Annotated in this window: 17 protein-coding genes; 5 read left to right on the plus strand and 12 right to left on the minus strand. The window is 62.7% G+C overall.

From position 1 onward, the window contains the following. Nucleotides 1-14: 14 nt before the first annotated feature. Together AC1DMY_RS04240 and AC1DMY_RS04245 are read left to right on the plus strand one after the other, a co-directional pair. The gene (locus AC1DMY_RS04240; protein WP_477163748.1) at nucleotides 15-1,484 is read left to right on the plus strand and encodes an efflux transporter outer membrane subunit; all 1,470 of its coding nucleotides are present in this window, start codon (nucleotides 15-17) and stop codon (nucleotides 1,482-1,484) included. Nucleotides 1,485-1,562: 78 nt separating this feature from the next. Continuing rightward, nucleotides 1,563-2,504, plus strand: a complete 942-nt coding sequence (locus AC1DMY_RS04245; RefSeq protein ID WP_477163749.1) for an aldo/keto reductase — start codon at nucleotides 1,563-1,565, stop codon at nucleotides 2,502-2,504. 21 nt (nucleotides 2,505-2,525) lie between these two features. On the opposite strand, the gene AC1DMY_RS04250 is transcribed toward AC1DMY_RS04245, so the two are convergent. Continuing rightward, nucleotides 2,526-4,280, minus strand: a complete 1,755-nt coding sequence (locus AC1DMY_RS04250) for an MOSC domain-containing protein (protein ID WP_477163750.1) — start codon at nucleotides 4,278-4,280, stop codon at nucleotides 2,526-2,528. Between the two features lie 52 nt (nucleotides 4,281-4,332). Continuing rightward, nucleotides 4,333-5,289: a dicarboxylate transporter/tellurite-resistance protein TehA gene (gene tehA, locus AC1DMY_RS04255; protein ID WP_477163751.1), complete on the minus strand. Its 957-nt coding sequence runs from the start codon at nucleotides 5,287-5,289 to the stop codon at nucleotides 4,333-4,335. Between the two features lie 289 nt (nucleotides 5,290-5,578). Here tehA and AC1DMY_RS04260 point away from each other — a divergent pair, with 289 nt between their 5' ends. Next, the gene (locus AC1DMY_RS04260; RefSeq protein WP_477163752.1) at nucleotides 5,579-5,827 is read left to right on the plus strand and encodes a Rossmann-fold NAD(P)-binding domain-containing protein; all 249 of its coding nucleotides are present in this window, start codon (nucleotides 5,579-5,581) and stop codon (nucleotides 5,825-5,827) included. A 191-nt stretch (nucleotides 5,828-6,018) separates the two neighbouring features. Here the strand turns inward: AC1DMY_RS04260 and AC1DMY_RS04265 are convergent, their stop codons facing one another. The 6 genes from AC1DMY_RS04265 to AC1DMY_RS04290 form a co-directional block, all read right to left on the minus strand. Further along, a complete protein-coding gene (locus AC1DMY_RS04265) occupies nucleotides 6,019-6,342 on the minus strand; it encodes a hypothetical protein (protein ID WP_477163753.1) in 324 nt (107 codons plus the stop codon). A gap of 438 nt (nucleotides 6,343-6,780) precedes the next feature. Next, complete coding sequence (locus tag AC1DMY_RS04270; RefSeq protein ID WP_477163754.1) at nucleotides 6,781-7,482, minus strand: glutathione S-transferase C-terminal domain-containing protein; 702 nt, start codon at nucleotides 7,480-7,482, stop codon at nucleotides 6,781-6,783. Nucleotides 7,483-7,516: 34 nt separating this feature from the next. Continuing rightward, nucleotides 7,517-8,563: a DUF2955 domain-containing protein gene (locus AC1DMY_RS04275; RefSeq protein ID WP_477163755.1), complete on the minus strand. Its 1,047-nt coding sequence runs from the start codon at nucleotides 8,561-8,563 to the stop codon at nucleotides 7,517-7,519. Continuing rightward, nucleotides 8,560-9,729: an HlyD family secretion protein gene (locus tag AC1DMY_RS04280; RefSeq protein WP_477163756.1), complete on the minus strand. Its 1,170-nt coding sequence runs from the start codon at nucleotides 9,727-9,729 to the stop codon at nucleotides 8,560-8,562. The genes AC1DMY_RS04275 and AC1DMY_RS04280 overlap by 4 nt, the downstream gene beginning before the upstream one ends. Nucleotides 9,730-9,749: 20 nt before the next feature. Further along, the gene (locus AC1DMY_RS04285) at nucleotides 9,750-11,282 is read right to left on the minus strand and encodes an efflux transporter outer membrane subunit (protein ID WP_477163757.1); all 1,533 of its coding nucleotides are present in this window, start codon (nucleotides 11,280-11,282) and stop codon (nucleotides 9,750-9,752) included. 91 nt (nucleotides 11,283-11,373) lie between these two features. Beyond that, nucleotides 11,374-12,216, minus strand: coding sequence for a hypothetical protein (locus AC1DMY_RS04290; protein ID WP_477163758.1), 843 nt, complete (start codon nucleotides 12,214-12,216; stop codon nucleotides 11,374-11,376). Between the two features lie 427 nt (nucleotides 12,217-12,643). On the opposite strand from AC1DMY_RS04290, the gene AC1DMY_RS04295 reads away from it, so the two are divergent. Together AC1DMY_RS04295 and AC1DMY_RS04300 are read left to right on the plus strand one after the other, a co-directional pair. Then, complete coding sequence (locus tag AC1DMY_RS04295; protein ID WP_477163759.1) at nucleotides 12,644-13,102, plus strand: hypothetical protein; 459 nt, start codon at nucleotides 12,644-12,646, stop codon at nucleotides 13,100-13,102. Between the two features lie 115 nt (nucleotides 13,103-13,217). Continuing rightward, the gene (locus tag AC1DMY_RS04300) at nucleotides 13,218-13,574 is read left to right on the plus strand and encodes a hypothetical protein (RefSeq protein ID WP_477163760.1); all 357 of its coding nucleotides are present in this window, start codon (nucleotides 13,218-13,220) and stop codon (nucleotides 13,572-13,574) included. A 43-nt stretch (nucleotides 13,575-13,617) separates the two neighbouring features. Here AC1DMY_RS04300 and AC1DMY_RS04305 read toward each other — a convergent pair whose 3' ends face one another. The 4 genes from AC1DMY_RS04305 to AC1DMY_RS04320 form a co-directional block, all read right to left on the minus strand. Further along, nucleotides 13,618-14,136 (minus strand): cytochrome P460 family protein, encoded by a 519-nt coding sequence (locus AC1DMY_RS04305; protein ID WP_477163761.1) that lies wholly within the window; start codon nucleotides 14,134-14,136, stop codon nucleotides 13,618-13,620. A 70-nt stretch (nucleotides 14,137-14,206) separates the two neighbouring features. Then, nucleotides 14,207-14,902 carry a dienelactone hydrolase family protein gene (locus AC1DMY_RS04310; RefSeq protein ID WP_477163762.1) on the minus strand — a complete coding sequence of 232 codons (696 nt, stop codon included), beginning with the start codon at nucleotides 14,900-14,902 and terminating at the stop codon, nucleotides 14,207-14,209. Between the two features lie 51 nt (nucleotides 14,903-14,953). Further along, nucleotides 14,954-15,220, minus strand: coding sequence for a XapX domain-containing protein (locus tag AC1DMY_RS04315; protein ID WP_477163763.1), 267 nt, complete (start codon nucleotides 15,218-15,220; stop codon nucleotides 14,954-14,956). Nucleotides 15,221-15,419: 199 nt separating this feature from the next. After that, the gene (locus AC1DMY_RS04320) at nucleotides 15,420-16,307 is read right to left on the minus strand and encodes a LysR family transcriptional regulator (RefSeq protein ID WP_477163764.1); all 888 of its coding nucleotides are present in this window, start codon (nucleotides 16,305-16,307) and stop codon (nucleotides 15,420-15,422) included. Nucleotides 16,308-16,331: the final 24 nt, after the last annotated feature.

Consider the following 16,331-nt stretch of genomic DNA (forward strand, 5'->3'; position numbering starts at 1 on the left):
TCTGGAGTCGCACCATGAAACCGATGAGTACAACCGCGTTGGGAAGCTTTGTCCGAACGCTCCTGCTTGCCGCCGCCGCGCCCGCGCTTTTGTCCGCGTGCATGGTGGGGCCCAACTTTGAAAGACCGGCGGCACCGACCACCGAGCACTACGACGCACAGGCCGAACAGGCGCTCGACGGCAGCCATTCGGCGGCAGGCGCGGCGCACGTCGAGCTTGGCAATAAAACGCAGGGCGATTGGTGGTCGACACTCGGCTCGGCCAAGCTCGATGAGGTGATGCGCAAAGCCATCGCCGGCAATTTCGACCTGCAGGCCGCCGACGCCACCATCGCGCAAGCGAATGAAGCGGTGACTGCCACTGCTGGCGCCTTGAGTCCGCAAGTGGGATTTGGCGCCACGGGCGGCCGCCAGAAGGGCAGCAACGGTGCGGGTGTCGGCACGTCCAATTTCTACGCCGTCGGACCGCAAGTGAGTTTCGATTTCGACCTTTTCGGCGGCACCAAACGCAAGGTCGAAGAGCGCACCGCCCTCGCCGAGTTGGAGAAGCATCGCTTCGATGCGGCCTACCTCACCGTGACGGGCGATGTGGCCAGCGAAGCGATTGCGCTCGCTTCCGCCCGTGCACAGATCAAGGCGGTGCAGGTGTTGATTGCCGATGACCAGAAGAACCTGGATCTGGTGCGCAAGGCGCACGAATACGGCACGGCCACGCAAGTGGATATCGCGCTGGCGACCACGCAGCTGGCGCAGGATGAAACCCTGCTGCCGCCGCTGGCGCAGCAGCGGGATGTCGCGCGGCATGCCTTGGCGATCCTGGTCGGCAAGAGCCCGGGCGAATGGACCGCACCGGATTTTGACCTCGGCGATTTCGCGCTGCCGGAAAACCTGCCCGTGACGCTGCCTTCGGAGCTCGCACGCGAGCGCCCGGACATCCTCGAGGCCGAGGCGCAATTGCATGCGGCCAGCGCCGAGATCGGCGTGGCCACGGCGGATATGTATCCGCATCTGACCCTGTCCGCGTCGCTGACCCAGGCGGGCCCTGGCATCGGAACCCTGTTTGGCATTGCAGGCGCGCTGGCCGGGCCGATCTTCGACGGCGGCACCTTGAAGGCAAACCGTCGCGGTGCCGTGGACGGCTATAAGGCATCGCTCGCGGGCTACCAGCAAACCGTCATCACCTCGCTGGGCCAGGTGGCGGATGTGCTGCAGGCGATCAACCACGACACCGAGGAATACGCAGCACAGGAGCGCGCCTTGAGCGCTGCCGAGGCCAGTTTGAAATTGAATCAGCAGGGTTATCGGGTGGGCGAGATCGGCGTGCTGCAAGTGCTGGACGCCGAGCGTGCTTACCAGCGTGCCTTGATCGGCCATATCCAGGCACAGACCGCACGTCACCTCGACACGGTGCAGCTTTCGATCGCCCTGGGTGGCAATGCCAATGGCGTCTCCGAGCAGCGCGTGGCATCGCGCGACCAACCCTGAGCAGCGGCGCCGAAAGAAAACTTCAAATCACGCCGCAGCTGCCCTGTGCAAGCGGCGCATCCCACCAGAGAGCACGACATGCGTTCGTCCGACCATCTTCGTTACACCACCATTCCCCTGTCCCACGGCACCGGCGACATGCCCGCGGTGGGATTCGGCACCCTGATCGCCAACCGCGATGCGGCCAAGCAGGCCATCAAGACGGCATTGGGAACAGGCTTCCGCCATCTCGATGCTGCAGAACGCTATCTCAACGAGGATGTGGTCGGCGTGGCGATGCAGGAGGCGTTTGCGGCCGGCACCGTGAAGCGCGAGGAGCTCTTCGTCACCACCAAGCTGTGGAACACCAATCACCGGCCGGAACGCGTCAGGCCTGCGTTTGAAGCGAGCCTTCGCCGGCTGCAGCTCCACTATATCGATCTGTATCTGATCCACACGCCGTTTGCGTTCAGACCGGGCGACGAGATGGATCCCCGCGACGAGCACGACCAACCTGTCTACGACACTGGCGTGACCCTGTTGGAGACCTGGCGCGCGATGGAGCGTCTGGTGGATGAAGGAAAGTGCCGCGCCATCGGCCTATCGGACATCACCCTGCCCAAGCTCAAGGAAATTGTTGAGGTGGCGCGCATCAAGCCCGCCGCGGTGCAGGTGGAATGTCATCCGTATCTGCCCGAATGGGAGCTGTTCGAGTACTGCCAGCAACACGGCATAGTGTTGTTGGCGTTTGCGCCGCTGGGCCATGGCATGGAGCCGCGTATCACCGACGACGCGGTGATCACTGGCATCGCCCAGGGCGTTGGCAAGACGCCAGCGCAAGTGGCGCTGGCCTGGGCTGCGCAGCGTGGCACGGCGTTTCTCACCACGTCGACCAATCCCGCGCATATCGAGGAAAACTTCGCTATCGACTCGCTGCCCGACGAAGCGATGCGCCAGATGAAAGAAGGCATCACCACGTCGGTTCGATTGAATGCCGTGGTCGAGACTGGCGTGCCGGGCTTTGTTCCGAGGCGCAAATAAACCGGTGATGGGTGGGTTGCCTTAGAGATCAAGCTCGATGTCGGTACTGGGGCGTGCACAGCAAATGAGCACGCTGCCATCGGCGGGCGCGCCCACCGGTTCAGTGTCGTAGCGAATCCGGCCAGCGATGAGCGCGGTCTCGCAGGTATGACAGACACCGGCGCGGCATGACCAGCGCACCGGCACATCGCAGGCTTCGGCAAATTCGAGCAGGCTTTGATATCGATCGGACCAGGGCAGGGCGAGGCCGCTACGACTGAAGGATACGGTGGGCCCTTGCCCTGCTGGACCTTCCGGCCGATGCGGAGGCTTTGCGGGGCCTGCGGCGATGCCCGGTGTGATCGAGGCTACGCTGCCGAAGGTTTCCGTGTGCAGACGCGTGGCCGCGTAGCCTACCGCTTCCAAGCCGTCCATCAGGTCCGACATGAAGCGCGCTGGTCCGCACAGGTAGAACTGGGCCGTATCGGGTACGCCCAGCCGCTGCATGGTCGCGGCGCTGATGTGTTCAGCGGCATCGAAGTCGCGGCCCAGCTTGTCTTCAGCGCGAGGTTGGCTATATGCGACGAGCACGTGCACATGCGGCAGCTCGCCGAGCAAATGGCGGACTTCCAACGCAAACGGATGTTCGGCGCCATTGCGCGCGCCGTAGATCCAGTAGATCTCGCGCTTGGCCGCCATGCCTTCAGCCGCCAACTGATGCAGCATGCCGAGCACCGGCGTGACGCCGATGCCGGCGCTCACCAAGACCACGGGATCGTCGCCCGCTTGCAGGGTGAAGGTTCCGCGCGGCGCACTGACCTCAAGCAGGTCGCCCGCATGGATATGGCTGTGAATATATTGGCTGCCCTCGCCGGAGCCGCGCTTGATGCTCACGCGATAGCAGCCTTCTTCACCGATATTGGAGATCGAATAGCTGCGCGTGACTGCGCTGCCGCCATCGGTGACGGGCAGGCGCAACACCACGAACGATCCTGCGGCCGGAGGCGCGAGAAAAGGCGGCTCGGTCGCGGTCAGCAGCAAGGATTTCACCTCGCTGTTTTCTTCGACCACGCTCACTACCCGCAAGGCACGAAAGCCCGGCCACGCAGCCGGCGGTAAGACCGGCGCGAGTCCGGCGTTTCCTTGCAGGCCCTCGGTGTTCGCCAGCAGGGCATCGAACGACTGCTTCCAGCCAGGACTGAGCGAAGGCTCACTGGCCGCACGCTGTACGCGGTCTTTCGGATGATCCGGCAGATAAAGCAAGCCATCCACTTCAGCCACCGTCATGCCTTCACGCCCGCGTTCGACACGCACGATCTCATCGCCCGCACCGATCTCGCCTTCCTCGATCACCCGAAAGTAAAAACCGGGACGGCGATGCGAGACGAGCAGGGCGGGCATGCGCGGCTCGTCCATCCGTATGCCCACGCGGTAGCAGGTCACGCGCGGCTGCGATACCTCGAACACGGCGCCGCCAATGCGATAGCGGTCGCCGACGCATACGTCGTCATCGGGCAGTCCATCCACGGTGAGGTTTTCACCGAACATCCCGTATTCGCTCAGCGTTCGCTGCAGCACCTGCTCCCAGTATCGGTACGAGGCGACCTGATAGACCATCACCGCGCGATGGACGCCGCCGTGGCCCTGCAGGTCGCCCTGGCCGTCGCCATCGAGGTTGAGCCGGCGCGCCATCACGCGTCCGCCCGCGGGGCGTTTCCATACCGCCGTCCGCACAACTTTGCCGCGCCACTGCACATCTGCGGGAAGGCCGACATTGACGGATACGACGTGGCTCATGGCTGACAACTCCGCGCGCATCAGGGCTAGGCTCAGCGCCCATGGAATCGACTCACTGCGGAGGCGAAAGTTTCCCCGGCACGAGCAGACGCAGGGTCGCCACCGCCATGATCAGGATGACCAGGTTGCCGCCAATGAACAGATACGGAGCCATCAGGGCAAACGGACCTTGTTCGCCATGTTGGATGAGGCGCAGTGGTGCCGCCGTGAGCGAGGTGACGCCGAAGGTGAAGCCCCAATAGCTCACTGAGAAAGGCTGGGCACGTATCCATGGCAGCAGGCGCAGCAATACCACTGCGATCATCAGGCCATAGGCCAGCATGGCGTGGATGAACAGGTCCGGCGGACCGCTGCTCAGGTTGATGTACGCGATCGCGCCCACCGTCGGCGGCGCCAGCTGGATGCCCAGCGTAGGGCGCATCATCGGCGGCATCGCGTCGGCGGTATAGAGCCGATGCAGCAGCACCGCATCGATCGCCAGCCAGGTGAACGCACCGGCGCCAAAGGCCAACTGGCCCCAGTCGGCGTAGCCGAGGTTGGCCGCCACGGCTGCCGCCACGAAGGAGCCGCCTACTACCGGCAGATAGAGCGCCGCGGTAGTACACGCCTTGTCCCGTCCCCCCACCCACAGCGTACCCGTCAGCCACACGGCGAAACTCACCGTGTGAAGAAAGCCGAGCACGAACAGCACCAGCGCCGTGTTGCGTGAATAGGGCAACACAGCGCCGGCCATCACCATGGTGGTGAGGCCGGCCAGTCCCACGAAGCAACTTTGCACGGGATGGCTTAGTTCAGCGAGCGCGGCAGGTCGCGCATAGATCCATTTGGCCGAGGTCAGCACGATCAAACTGATCCATACCAAGGCCGCCAGGGCGAGCAGGGTCTCGCCGACCCACGAAGGCAGTTGCCAGACCTGATGCGCCGCCCGCCAGGCGTTACCCAGGCCGCCAATCCCAAGCACGATGCCGAAGAAGCTCGCAGGAACAACGGGCAACTTGCTCAGTGCCATGGTGAAGGCCTCGATGGAGCGCTGCGGTTTGACGGACGGCTTGCGCCGAAAGTTTCCCGAAGAACGCGCAATCCGAGACGCCACGCCTGAGCTTGCACCCGAAAGACGCTGTCAACCAAGTGCGCACCATAGGCAGGCCATCTGGCCGGCACCATTGCACCAAGGTGTCACCCATACTTTGGTATCGGCGCGGCGGGCGGGAGCGGCTTGTCGCACGGTCGGCACCCCATCGCACAAGCAGGTAACATCGGTCGCTGACGGCCTGATGTAGTTGCACGAGGAGTAACCCATGATTTTCGCCGTGTTCCTTGTTGCCCCCCATGACGTGAAAACCGAACACGTCGAAGAAGCCCCCGAACTGCTTGAGCGCGATGGCGTGCTGTTTTCATTGCGCGGCGGCCCCCGCCAGCCACAGACCACCGACCACGTGTGGGACCCGGTGGCCGTGTATGCACCGGATGAACTCAGCGAAGAAGAATTTCAGGAGCTGTTCGAGCTCAACCGGCCGGGCGTGCCGGAATTGAACTTGAGGTATTGAATACGCCCGAAAGCAGGGCGTGCAGGGCGGCGACGTTGAAAGCGTGCCCGTGAAGCCCGGCAGTCCTGTCGTGCTTACTTGCGATGTCGGTCCGGCATCGTTGCCCGCGATGGCGCTTCGGCGCGCCATCGCTTCAGACCAGTCATGTCGTTCGTCGTGTTACGCCGCGGTCAATCGCCGCGGCACGGGTTTCAGCGCACCGTTACCTGAGTCGAGGCAGCCGCCGATGCAGACTCCGCGACGTGACCGACATGCCTGAGGGTATCCACCGGCTGCGGAGCAAGCTGGGAGGGGTAGTCCACATCCCAATCGATGCGGCCGTTGATACGGCTGCTCGACACCTCGAGAGCCTCACTGTTGCGGGTTTGCGTGGCGACTTGCGGCACTGCATTGGCCTGGGTGTTGTCTGCCGCCAGCAGCGGGGTAGCGACCAAGGTCGCGCCCAGCATCAGGGCAGTCGCGAGCAGGCGTTTGGCTGAAAGAGTGCGGTGGAAAGATGAATATGTGACGTTCATGATTAGGGCTCCGATAGATAGTGGCGACGAGCGCCTTGAGCGGGCTCCCTGCGTCAAGTTCGCATCCCTTCTGGGCGCGCCTTATTTTGTACAAGTACGCATAATAATCAGTGGTGGCGGGAAGTCAAGTGTTTTTATGCGTACATGTATAAAAAGATGATTGCGCGCGAGATGGGGCTCCGCTGCTTGTCTGTGGGAGCGCACCCTGTGCGCGACGGCCACGCTGCGGTGCACGGCTGCGTAGGGTTGTCGCGCACAGGGTGCGCTCCCACAAATAGCTGGCCGGCGCCTTGATCCGCCACCCACTAGCCAGCGTTCTCCTTGTAGGAGCGCACCCTGTGCGCGACGGCCACGCTGCGGTGCACAGCTCCGTAGGGTTGTCGCGCACAGGGTGCGCGCCCACAGGTAGCCGCTACGCGCGACAGGCTCGTGCGGCTCTTAGCGTTGATTTAAGGCCATGGCCGCGTGCATCGACTGGCAATGCCGAACCAACTGGGGACTGGCCATCACGCACTGCTTCAGCGGCGTATCGATGTCGTAGAAATAGATGTTGGCGATAAACCCATAGATCGCAGCATCGAGCGAGTGCGGCCTGGCGCCGAACACATACTCACGCGATCCCAGTACCTGGCTCACCGCACGAAGATTGGCCACGCCCCGCTCGTAGACCTGCGCGGGTTCATAGCGTCCTATGCCCTGGTAGTGGTAGCGCAACCGGTTGTACTCGCGGGCGGCTTCAAGATCGCCTGCACTGAGCTCCGCATGCGTGCTCAGCAACGCATCGCGGAACAGCGGCCAGTAACGATCGTCCTTCCACCTTGAGTAGCTCATCGGCCAGTAGAGATCGTCGAGCGTTCGCCGCACCAGCAGGTCGAGATTCCATTCGTCCCGTGACAGCTGGTCATCGATGGTCAGGCGATAGTGTTGCTTGAGATAGGCAATGATGGTGTCGCTGTCGCCGATGCTCTGATCGCCGTCCACCAGATAGGGCAGCTGCCCGCGCGGTGCCTGCCTGGTGTCCAGCACATGCTGGTGATCGAAGGCCATGCCGCACAGTCGCATGAAGGCGTAGACCTTGAGGCCAAACGGGTTATTGTCGGCAACGCCAAAGAGATCGGGGTAGGAATACAGCGTTGGCATCGTTGTATTTCCGGGATCCGGGGTCGCGTGAGCATCAGTGGGTGGTGGAGGGGCGTTTCGCCACGGCCGCTTCCATCGCGCGATGCCAGGCCAGCGTCATCATGCCCACCGCAAAAGCACCGGCGAGGGCAAATTGAAGCACGCGCGTCAGCCACAGCGAAAGTGAGCCGGTATCAGAGGCAATCGCCGTACTGAGGATGATCAACATCGCATTGCAGGCCAGCACGGCAACGCCGGCTGACGGCCCGCCAGCGATGACGCGTTGCCCGAAGCCGAGCAGCACCACCAACAGCAATCCGGCGAGGAAGGGGAGGCTGGGCGTGGTCAGCAACATCGTATGCATCAGCAAACCCAGCAAGCCGCCGGCAAAATTGCCGACAATCATGCCCAGCGCGTGCATGCGACCGCGCTGCAGATCGAAATTGGCCACCAGCATCACGGTGGCAATCATCACCGGCAAGACATCGACCAGGCCAAACAGCAGATAGGCCAGCATCAGAGGCATCACGATGGCCACGCCGGCGAGCGCCATGGCCACGGGCGCGTTCATGCCCACTGGCGCATTGGCAGGCGGCTTGGGCGCGGCCGTAAGCGGCCATACGGCGTACACGACCCAGATCGTCAGCAGCGCCACTCCCATGCTGCGAATCAAGGCCAGCGGCAGGACGACCGCCTGGGCCGGTGCCACCATCACCACCACTGGTATCGTCGCCAGGCTGATCAACAACAGCAGCGGCGGCAACGGCGGCCGGCCTTTGGCTATGCCAAGAAAGGCCAGGAATACACCCAGGCCAATCAGTCCAAACAACACGACCGGCGTCTGGCGAAAGAGCGAGGCGATGGCATAGGCAAACAGCGACGTGACCGTCATCACCACCATCAGGCCCAACGCCATCTTCAGCGGCGGCCGCATCGGCAGATTGGTCAGCAGCACGGCGGCGAGTACCGGGCCCAGAAAGCTTGGCGCCCATCGCAGTATCTCGCTGACGACAAACGCCGCCGTGACACCCACTGCAAAGCGCAGGGTGGCATGCAAGTTCACCTCGCCTTGCGCGCGCGCCTCGGTGCGGGCCGCGCTCATCGCACGTAACTGAGCATGGCGACCATCCATATCCACAGGCGCGCCAGCGGATTCATCACCGAATGTTCGCGCGTGAGAACCACCACGTTGGCCTGCGCACCGCTGCGGCCGGGTGGCAGCTGTTCTGAAGAATCACGGGGTGGATCGAGCATGATCCGTACCGGAAAACGCTGCGGCTCGCGCAGCCATCCGCTGGGCGCATTGACCGTGGGCAGTTGCCCGTTTGGCGCCTCGTCACCCTGCGCGATACCCCAGCCCACACTGTCGACGTGCGCGGGATAGACCTTGCCCGGCCGATCGTCGAATACGATGTAAGCGCGGTTGCCCGGCGCGATATGACCGAGCTGGTTTTCACGCATGGCGGCACTGATCCAGCGTGGGCCGTCGGCCACGAAGCTCAGCACGGGCTGGCCGCGACTGCCGAACTGGCCGGGCGACAAGCGCAGATTGGTGACCACGCCGTCGCTCGGCGCGATCACGGTGGTGTGGCGCAGATCGAGTTCGGCCTGGTCCAGGGCGGCGATCGCCTGACGTACCTGCGCATTGCTGGCGCCGGTCTCGCCCATGCGTATGCGTGCGCGTTCGGTTTGCGCCTCGCCCTGGCCGATATCGGCAATGTTCTTGGCGATATCGGAGCGGGCGCGGATGGCCGATGTTTCCGAGAGCGCGCGTTTGGCCGACAGATCGAGCACGATCTTGCCCAGCTGCTGGGAGGCAGCCAGATCCACGCGCTGCCGGTTCAATTGCGCTTCGGCCACGCGAACGTCGGCCACCGAGGCGTCGGCGGCCTGCGTCGCCAGCACCAGGTTGGCTTGGGCTGCGCGCACGGCGATCTGAAACGGTCGCGGATCGATGCGGAACAACACATCCCCTTGCTTCACCCTGCGGTTGTCGGCCACCTCGACCGCCACCACCGGCCCGGTGACTTCTGGCGCGATCTGCACCAGAAAAGTATCGATCGCCGCCTGCGATGTGTACGGCGTAAAACGATCAGCCACCATGTGGTAGATGAAGATCGCCAGCAACACCAACAACGTGCCCAGCACGATCCGGCGAACCGGTTGCGCACCAGCCGCAGCGGCATCGGGCTTTGCACCAGCGGGCGGCGACTCGCTTACTGGTGCCTCGGCGTGCTCTTGGCGATCGTTGGACGGCTCAGTGGGCATGGGCGCTCTCGTCACGTGACTCACGGTAGGGCCGGCCGGGCACCAGGCTGGCGCGATGCATCGGTGGCGCGGTCTTGGCTGGTTGCTTGGCGCGCTACCGGTAGCGGCGCCACCTGGGGAATCCAGTCGCCACCCAGCGCACGGTACAAATCCACCAGCGAGCGATAGCCGTCCCCGCGCGCCGAACTCAACGACAGTTGCGCGGAGAACAGACTGCGCTCGGTGTCGAGCACTTCCAGATAATCGGTATAGCCGTTGTCGTAACGCTCTCGCGTGAGCTCGACCGCACGCGTGAGCGCCGCCACCTGCCGTTCAAGCGAGGCGATCAGCACGCGCTTGGCCTGGATGGCGGCGAGCGCATCGTCGACATCGCGAAAGGCGCTCTGGATCGTCTGCTGATAGGCCTCCAGCGCTTGATCCCGGCGTGCCTCCGCTTGGCGGTTGGCGGCATCGATGGCGCCGCCCGAAAAGATGGGACCCAGCAGCTGGCCAGCGTACGACCACGTGCGCGAACGGCCGGAGAACAAGCCATTGAGTTCTGGACTTGCACCACCTCCGGCAGCGGTCAGCGACAGGGTGGGGAAGTACAGCGCGCGCGCGGCGCCTATCAGCGCGTTGGCCGCCACCAGCTGTTGCTCTGCCTGCAGGATATCGGGGCGCCGGGTGATCAAATCCGATGGCAGCCCGGCCGGCACGCGCGGCACGCTCAATTGCTGCAGGCTGTGTCCGCGTTTGATCGGTCCCGGGTTGCGGCCGATCAGCACCGACAAGGCATGCTCCTGCTGCGCGATGGCCTGCTGCAGCACCGGTATGGCGGACGCCGCGGTTTCATACTCGGCGGTGACCTGCATCATTTCGAATTCGGACACCGCGCCGCCATCCAGGCGCAGCTGAAATACCTCGACCGTGCGCCTGCGGCCGTCCAGCGTGGCTTGCGAGATTTCCAGCTGACGATCCAGATCGAGCAGCGTGATATAGCCGGAGACGATGGTCGAGACCAGGGTCAGGGCGACGCCCATGCGCGCTTCTTCGGTCGCGAAGAGGTTGGCTCGCGCCGCTTCGTTTTCGCGACGAATGCGCCCCCAAAGGTCGAGCTCCCAGCTCGCCGACAGGAGCGCGGAATAGCTCGTAATCTCGGGATTGGCGCCCGCCGGCAGCGGGGTCGTACTCTGGCTCACGCGCTGGCGGCTGGCATTGGCGCCATAACCGACCTGGGGCAGGCCTTGCGCACGCGAGCTCACGACAAGCGCGGCAAATTCATCCACGCGCGCTGTCGCAATACGAAGATCGTGGTTGGCCGCCAGACCTTCAGCCACCAGGGCGTCGAGCTCGGTGTCGCCGAAGCTGCGCCACCAGGCGGGTACGTCGGCCAGGGTCGACGCGGGTACGGCGTAGCCTTTTGCCGCATCGGCAAAGCGATAGCCCTGCGGTACATCGACGGTCGGCCGCACATAATCCGGGCCGAGCGTGCAACCCGCATGGATGCATGCCACCGCGACCACGATCAGAGCGATGGGTGAGGGAAGCTGGTCGATTCGCCATCTGCGACTCACGCGGCCCCCTTCGTGTTCGCTCAGGGCCACCGGTGGTTGCGTCGCAGGCTCGCCCTGACCTTCAGCAGCGAATGTACGGCTTGGTCAACCACTAGAAGCGCACTTTGAGCAGCAGCTGAAATCCATTGAACTTGAAGCTCGTGTGTCCCTTGAAGCTGCTTTTGTCGATGTCGGCGTTGATCTTGTTGTAGGCGTACTGGGTCACGACGCCGAAGTTGGGCCATGGGTAAAACTCCACACCCAGGCGCGCGTTGTAAAGCTTGGCATCGATGTCGCCGATGTTGGCCTTGAAGGCCCCGGCGTCGGCGACGAAGCGGGCCCAGTCTTCGATCTGGTAGCGGTAAGACACACCGATGGATGGATCAGGGAGATCGGTGGACGCGCTTGCCGAGACCGTGCGCGTCGCAGAGGCGCTGCCGTTTGTACCGGCGGCGTTGATCGTGCCCTTCAGGCGCAGGTCGAAACTGTAATTCTGCAAGCCGCCGGCCAGAGCAAAGGCTCCCTTGTCGCTGATCCAGATCCAATACCGATACGTCAGACCGCCTGCGTCCAGCGTGAACTTGGAGCTCAAGGTGCTGCCGACGGCAATGGTCTGGTTGTTGAACACCAGCGACCGGTTGACCGTGCGCGAATGGTCGCTGTCGTCATGGAAGTAAGTCAATTCGAATTCATGGCGCTCCCAGGGGCGCCAGCTTGCCGAGATGAAGGGCAGGCTCTTGGTTCCCCCCTGGCCAAGATCGCGCGAAAAATCGAGCGACGTACCGGAGCGCTTGATGTCGCCGTCGACCCGCATGGTCGCCGACAAGTCATTGGAAAAAATGCCGGCATCGATGGCCACATAGTCGAGCATCGGATGCTCGTCGGCCAGCGCGGGACCTAGCGCATCGGCAAGCATGCAGGACAACAGCGCAAAGGCGATGAGTGGATACTTCATATATCCCCCTTCGTTGAATCACTACCCGTGGACCCTGCGCCGATGCGCATGGCCAGCCGTGGTCAGATGATTCACGCGACACCCCGATCGCATGGAAGATCCCTACCAAATCATGAAACGCGAGGCGTGGCATCCTTGTGAATTTGTCCGGTTTCACTCGCGCGCCAAGCTCGTTCCTGCGTGTTGAAGCCGAGCGATGTAACGTTGATGGCGCAGTGCTCAGTAGATCTACCTAAATCCACTAGGTAGAACTCTTTCGTCTCTTTCGATAACTCGTCGCGGCGCATGCGGATCCGCTGGCGATGGGCGAATTTGCAAACGCGCGCATCGCGAACTCTGCGCTATCTTGAGATGACGGCGCGGGAGTGTGATGTATCCGCAGATGGGCTGCCTGGCGCCTGGTTCTGACACCAATGGGGAATAAGCCATGACGAGCGAAGCGCTCCTGCCGGTCACAGGTGCAGCACTCTCCAACAGGCAGCGCCTGTTCGTTCGCTACTACACCGGAGTCTTGATGGACCTGGTGGTGCTCAACCTTTTTGCGGAGTACTGGAAGAACGTCTACGTCGATACATTCACCACCTCCTTGCTTTGCGCCATCGTGTTGCAGGTGCTGCTGAAACTGACCGTGGCCCTCGAGCATCGCGTCGGCACCTACTTCAAGGCGAAGCCGGGCGGCTGGATGAAATTCCTCAGGTTCTTCTGTGCGTGGTTGATCTTGTTCGGATCGAAGTTCGTGATACTGGAGGCGATCGTCCAGCTGTTTGGCGAGGACGTGCGGTTCTACGGTGCATTCCACGGCATCGTGGCGCTCATTGTCGTCGTTGTGGTGATGCTGGTCGCGGAGGAGTTGATCGTCCGCCTGTATCGCAAGCTGGCTGACTGAGCGCCAGCCGGCGGATATCGGCCACGCGGGCTGCAACAGAAGCATCCCAGGCCTTGGGCCGAAGCGGAGCGGCGGCTCGACCGTGTCTTGGGCTCACGCTAACGAGGGAGAATCCATGCGCACGACCCCTGACTCTCTCATGGCTGCGCTGTTCGATCGAGGCGGCTTGAGAGCCATCTTCGACCATGCCCGAAATGCCGTGGTTGCCACCCTTATTGTGGCTGCGGGACTCGGCACGGTTCGAACTCCGGACCTGTCCGACCTGATCGGCGTGCCCAACCCGACGATCGCCGGCTATATCGTCGCGGGCCTGGGTTGCGCACTGGTCGCATTGAATTTCATCGACGGACTCCGCAGGCTGGCCCGCTTGCGCTGGCACTTCGCGCTGCAGATCGCCCTGGGCCTTGGCTACTTGTTCGCCTCGATTCGCATCGTCCAATTCCTGATCTTCATGAGGACCCACGTTTGCTAAGCATGATCAGGCGGATGACCGCGACCGAACCGACATGGCGGCGTCAAGGCGAATAGCGCGTAAACACATAGTCGCGACTTTCCACGGGCACATGACACGCAAAACAGGCATGAGCATCCATGTGGGCAGGCTTGCCGCCGTTGAACTGTACAAAGCCCCAGCCACCCTGTGACGCGTAGGCCTTGGCATCCTTGATCATGAATTGAACATTCGTAGGCTGGCCCGCGATGAAAGACTGCTGGCGGCCGAAGGCCTTGTTGTTCTCTTCGGACGGAACGTATTGCCAGGCGATCCGCGCGATGATGGCGCCATCGGGGAAGGGCAGCTTGCCAGTTCGATAGGCCTCGATCGCGATATCGTTACCGAGGATGGCGCGTATGTCGTTGAGATTTCCCTCCTCATGGGCAACGGAAACCAGCTTCCAATCGCGGTAGCCCGTTGGCATGGCATCGGCGATGGCAGCCGGATTTGCGCTTGCATCGTCCGCAAGCACGGGCTCAATGGTCCCGGCGAGATTCAGTGAAAGAGCGAAAAGCACGGTAAGAATCTTGATCTTGTTCATGGAACCTCCACCGGGCACGCCGACCATTGCCACCATCATGGACGGCTAGTTTGCAACAAACAGGCCGTGCTCAGCAGCATAAATGCTTGCGGAAAAACTGCACGGTACGACGCATGGCAAGCGATGCGTCCCCTTCGTTGTAGTGACTTCCCCCGGGCCGGGCAAAGGCATGATGCCGGTGCGGATAGACATCGATTTCCACGGTCGGATGGACTGACAGGGCTCTTTGGACGGTGTCTTGCGCAGCCGGGGACAGGTATTCGTCGCTCCCGGCAAGGTGCATCAGAAGCGGATCTTCGATCCCTCGCAGCTCTTGCGCGTAGCGCTCGGTGCCGCCACCGTAATAGGACACAGCGGCGTCGACGCGATGGCGTGAGGCCATGAGGTTGGTCAGCAGCCCTCCCAGGCAAAATCCCATGACACCGACTTTGCGGGTGGATGAGTGGGGACGCGCGCACTCCACGGTCGCATTGACATCCCCGACCGCCTTGGCGATATCAAGTTGATCGCAGATTTCGAACGCCTGCCGGACCTCGGCCTCGATGTGGTCCGACAGTTCGATATCGGGCGCAACTCGCCAGTACAGGTCGGGGCAAATCGCAATGAAACCTTCCTTGGCCATCGCCCCGGCGATCAGGCGAATGCTGGCGTTCACGCCGTACACCTCCTGCAACACAACCACCACCGGCCCACCGCCTGTCTTTGGATGAGCCACATAGGCCGAGAACCGGCCATCAGGGACCGTGACCGCCAGCGTCTTTTCCATGAGCTTGTCCATAGCTGTTGAGCCGCCATCCGATCTTGCCTGCGCGTGGAGCTAGTGCTCTGCTTGCTTCGACTTAAGGTCATTGACGCTGGGCAGGCGTGCAAAGGTGTGAGCACGCAGCTCCTTGGTGCAGATCGCGACCGTCACGGGTTGGCCCTGGAGCATCTTCCTCACGATGGGAACGGCCTGCTCTCCGACCAGGATGCCGACGAGTCCAACCAGCGCCACCATCGGCGGCGCGGGTGACCGGACGTCAAGAACGCCGTAAATGAGCCCCACCAAGAGGCCCACGGCGAGCGAGATTAAGTAGATCTTCATCGGCCCACCTCGATCGAATCAGCGGCTGCCTCGGCTGGTCCACGCCTTGAAACGCGGGCCTTTGATGCAAAGCTTGGCTAAGGCGCGAGTCGCCGTATTGTTTGAATCGCCGACGATTGGACAAAGATGCAAAAGGATCGACGAGGGGCGAGCAAGAGACGTCGTGTTGGATTCGACTGTCCAGGTCCCTATGCCATCATCACGGATGCCGCTGGTTTAGCACCGAGTTATGCCGCAGCCTTTCGACCAGGGTGTCCAGGAACAGCTTCACCTTTGCCGACATGTGCCGTCCTTCGGGAACCAGCGCATGGATGGGGATAGCTGGTCCTTCGAACTCGGTGAGCACAGGTTGGAGCCGGCCCTCGACCAGCGGCGTTGCTATCTTGTAGACCATGATGTTCGTCAGCCCCCAACCTGCGATCGTGGCCGCAACTGCGGCCTCATCTGTGCTGCACAGCAGTCTTGGACTGACGGTGACTGTCGTGTCGGGATTGCAGAACTCCCAGTCCTGCGGCGCAAACACGTCGTCGACGGCGATGAGATTGTGCCCGTGGATATCCGATGGCGTGCGCGGTACCCCGTGCGCTGCAAAGTAAGTGGGTGAGCCGCAGACGATGCTGCGTACCGAACCCACCGGAATGGCGCGATAGTCGGAGTCGGGCAGATTGCCGATCCGAACTGCGACATCAATCTCTTCGGTCACCAGATCCATGACGCGATTGGTGAATAGCGCATGCCCGACCACCCTGCGGTGCTGCTGCAGGAAGTCGAGCAGGATAGGCAGCACATAAAGCTGGCCAAAGAGCTCCGGGGCGGTGACGGTGAGCCTGCCCGATGGCGTTGAATAGGCCGAGGCGGCAGCGGATTCGGACGCTTCGATGTCGGCAAGAATGCGCCGGCAGTCCTGCAGATAACGCGTGCCAGCTTCGGTGATCTTGAGTGCGCGCGTCGTACGTACAAACAAGCGCGTGCCGATTTGCTCTTCGAGATAGGTGATGGCCCGGGTCACGCCCGATGCGCTCATGAAAAGCACGCGCGCCGCCTCAGCCAGGCTTTCGCATTCGGCGACCTTCACGAAGATCTTCATGGCGCCATAGCGATCCATCGGCCT

This window comes from Dyella sp. 01L423 (assembly GCF_056399945.1).

Coding starts and splice junctions, on each gene's coding strand:
- AC1DMY_RS04300 (WP_477163760.1), top strand. CDS start 13,218: ATGCGCACGACCCCTGACTCTCTCATGGCTGCGCTGTTCGATCGAGGC.
- AC1DMY_RS04315 (WP_477163763.1), bottom strand. CDS start 15,220: ATGAAGATCTACTTAATCTCGCTCGCCGTGGGCCTCTTGGTGGGGCTC.
- tehA (WP_477163751.1), bottom strand. CDS start 5,289: ATGGCACTGAGCAAGTTGCCCGTTGTTCCTGCGAGCTTCTTCGGCATC.
- AC1DMY_RS04280 (WP_477163756.1), bottom strand. CDS start 9,729: ATGCCCACTGAGCCGTCCAACGATCGCCAAGAGCACGCCGAGGCACCA.
- AC1DMY_RS04240 (WP_477163748.1), top strand. CDS start 15: ATGAAACCGATGAGTACAACCGCGTTGGGAAGCTTTGTCCGAACGCTC.
- AC1DMY_RS04250 (WP_477163750.1), bottom strand. CDS start 4,280: ATGAGCCACGTCGTATCCGTCAATGTCGGCCTTCCCGCAGATGTGCAG.
- AC1DMY_RS04260 (WP_477163752.1), top strand. CDS start 5,579: ATGATTTTCGCCGTGTTCCTTGTTGCCCCCCATGACGTGAAAACCGAA.
- AC1DMY_RS04310 (WP_477163762.1), bottom strand. CDS start 14,902: ATGGAAAAGACGCTGGCGGTCACGGTCCCTGATGGCCGGTTCTCGGCC.
- AC1DMY_RS04320 (WP_477163764.1), bottom strand. CDS start 16,307: ATGAAGATCTTCGTGAAGGTCGCCGAATGCGAAAGCCTGGCTGAGGCG.
- AC1DMY_RS04295 (WP_477163759.1), top strand. CDS start 12,644: ATGACGAGCGAAGCGCTCCTGCCGGTCACAGGTGCAGCACTCTCCAAC.
- AC1DMY_RS04245 (WP_477163749.1), top strand. CDS start 1,563: ATGCGTTCGTCCGACCATCTTCGTTACACCACCATTCCCCTGTCCCAC.
- AC1DMY_RS04290 (WP_477163758.1), bottom strand. CDS start 12,216: ATGAAGTATCCACTCATCGCCTTTGCGCTGTTGTCCTGCATGCTTGCC.
- AC1DMY_RS04305 (WP_477163761.1), bottom strand. CDS start 14,136: ATGAACAAGATCAAGATTCTTACCGTGCTTTTCGCTCTTTCACTGAAT.
- AC1DMY_RS04265 (WP_477163753.1), bottom strand. CDS start 6,342: ATGAACGTCACATATTCATCTTTCCACCGCACTCTTTCAGCCAAACGC.
- AC1DMY_RS04270 (WP_477163754.1), bottom strand. CDS start 7,482: ATGCCAACGCTGTATTCCTACCCCGATCTCTTTGGCGTTGCCGACAAT.
- AC1DMY_RS04275 (WP_477163755.1), bottom strand. CDS start 8,563: ATGAGCGCGGCCCGCACCGAGGCGCGCGCGCAAGGCGAGGTGAACTTG.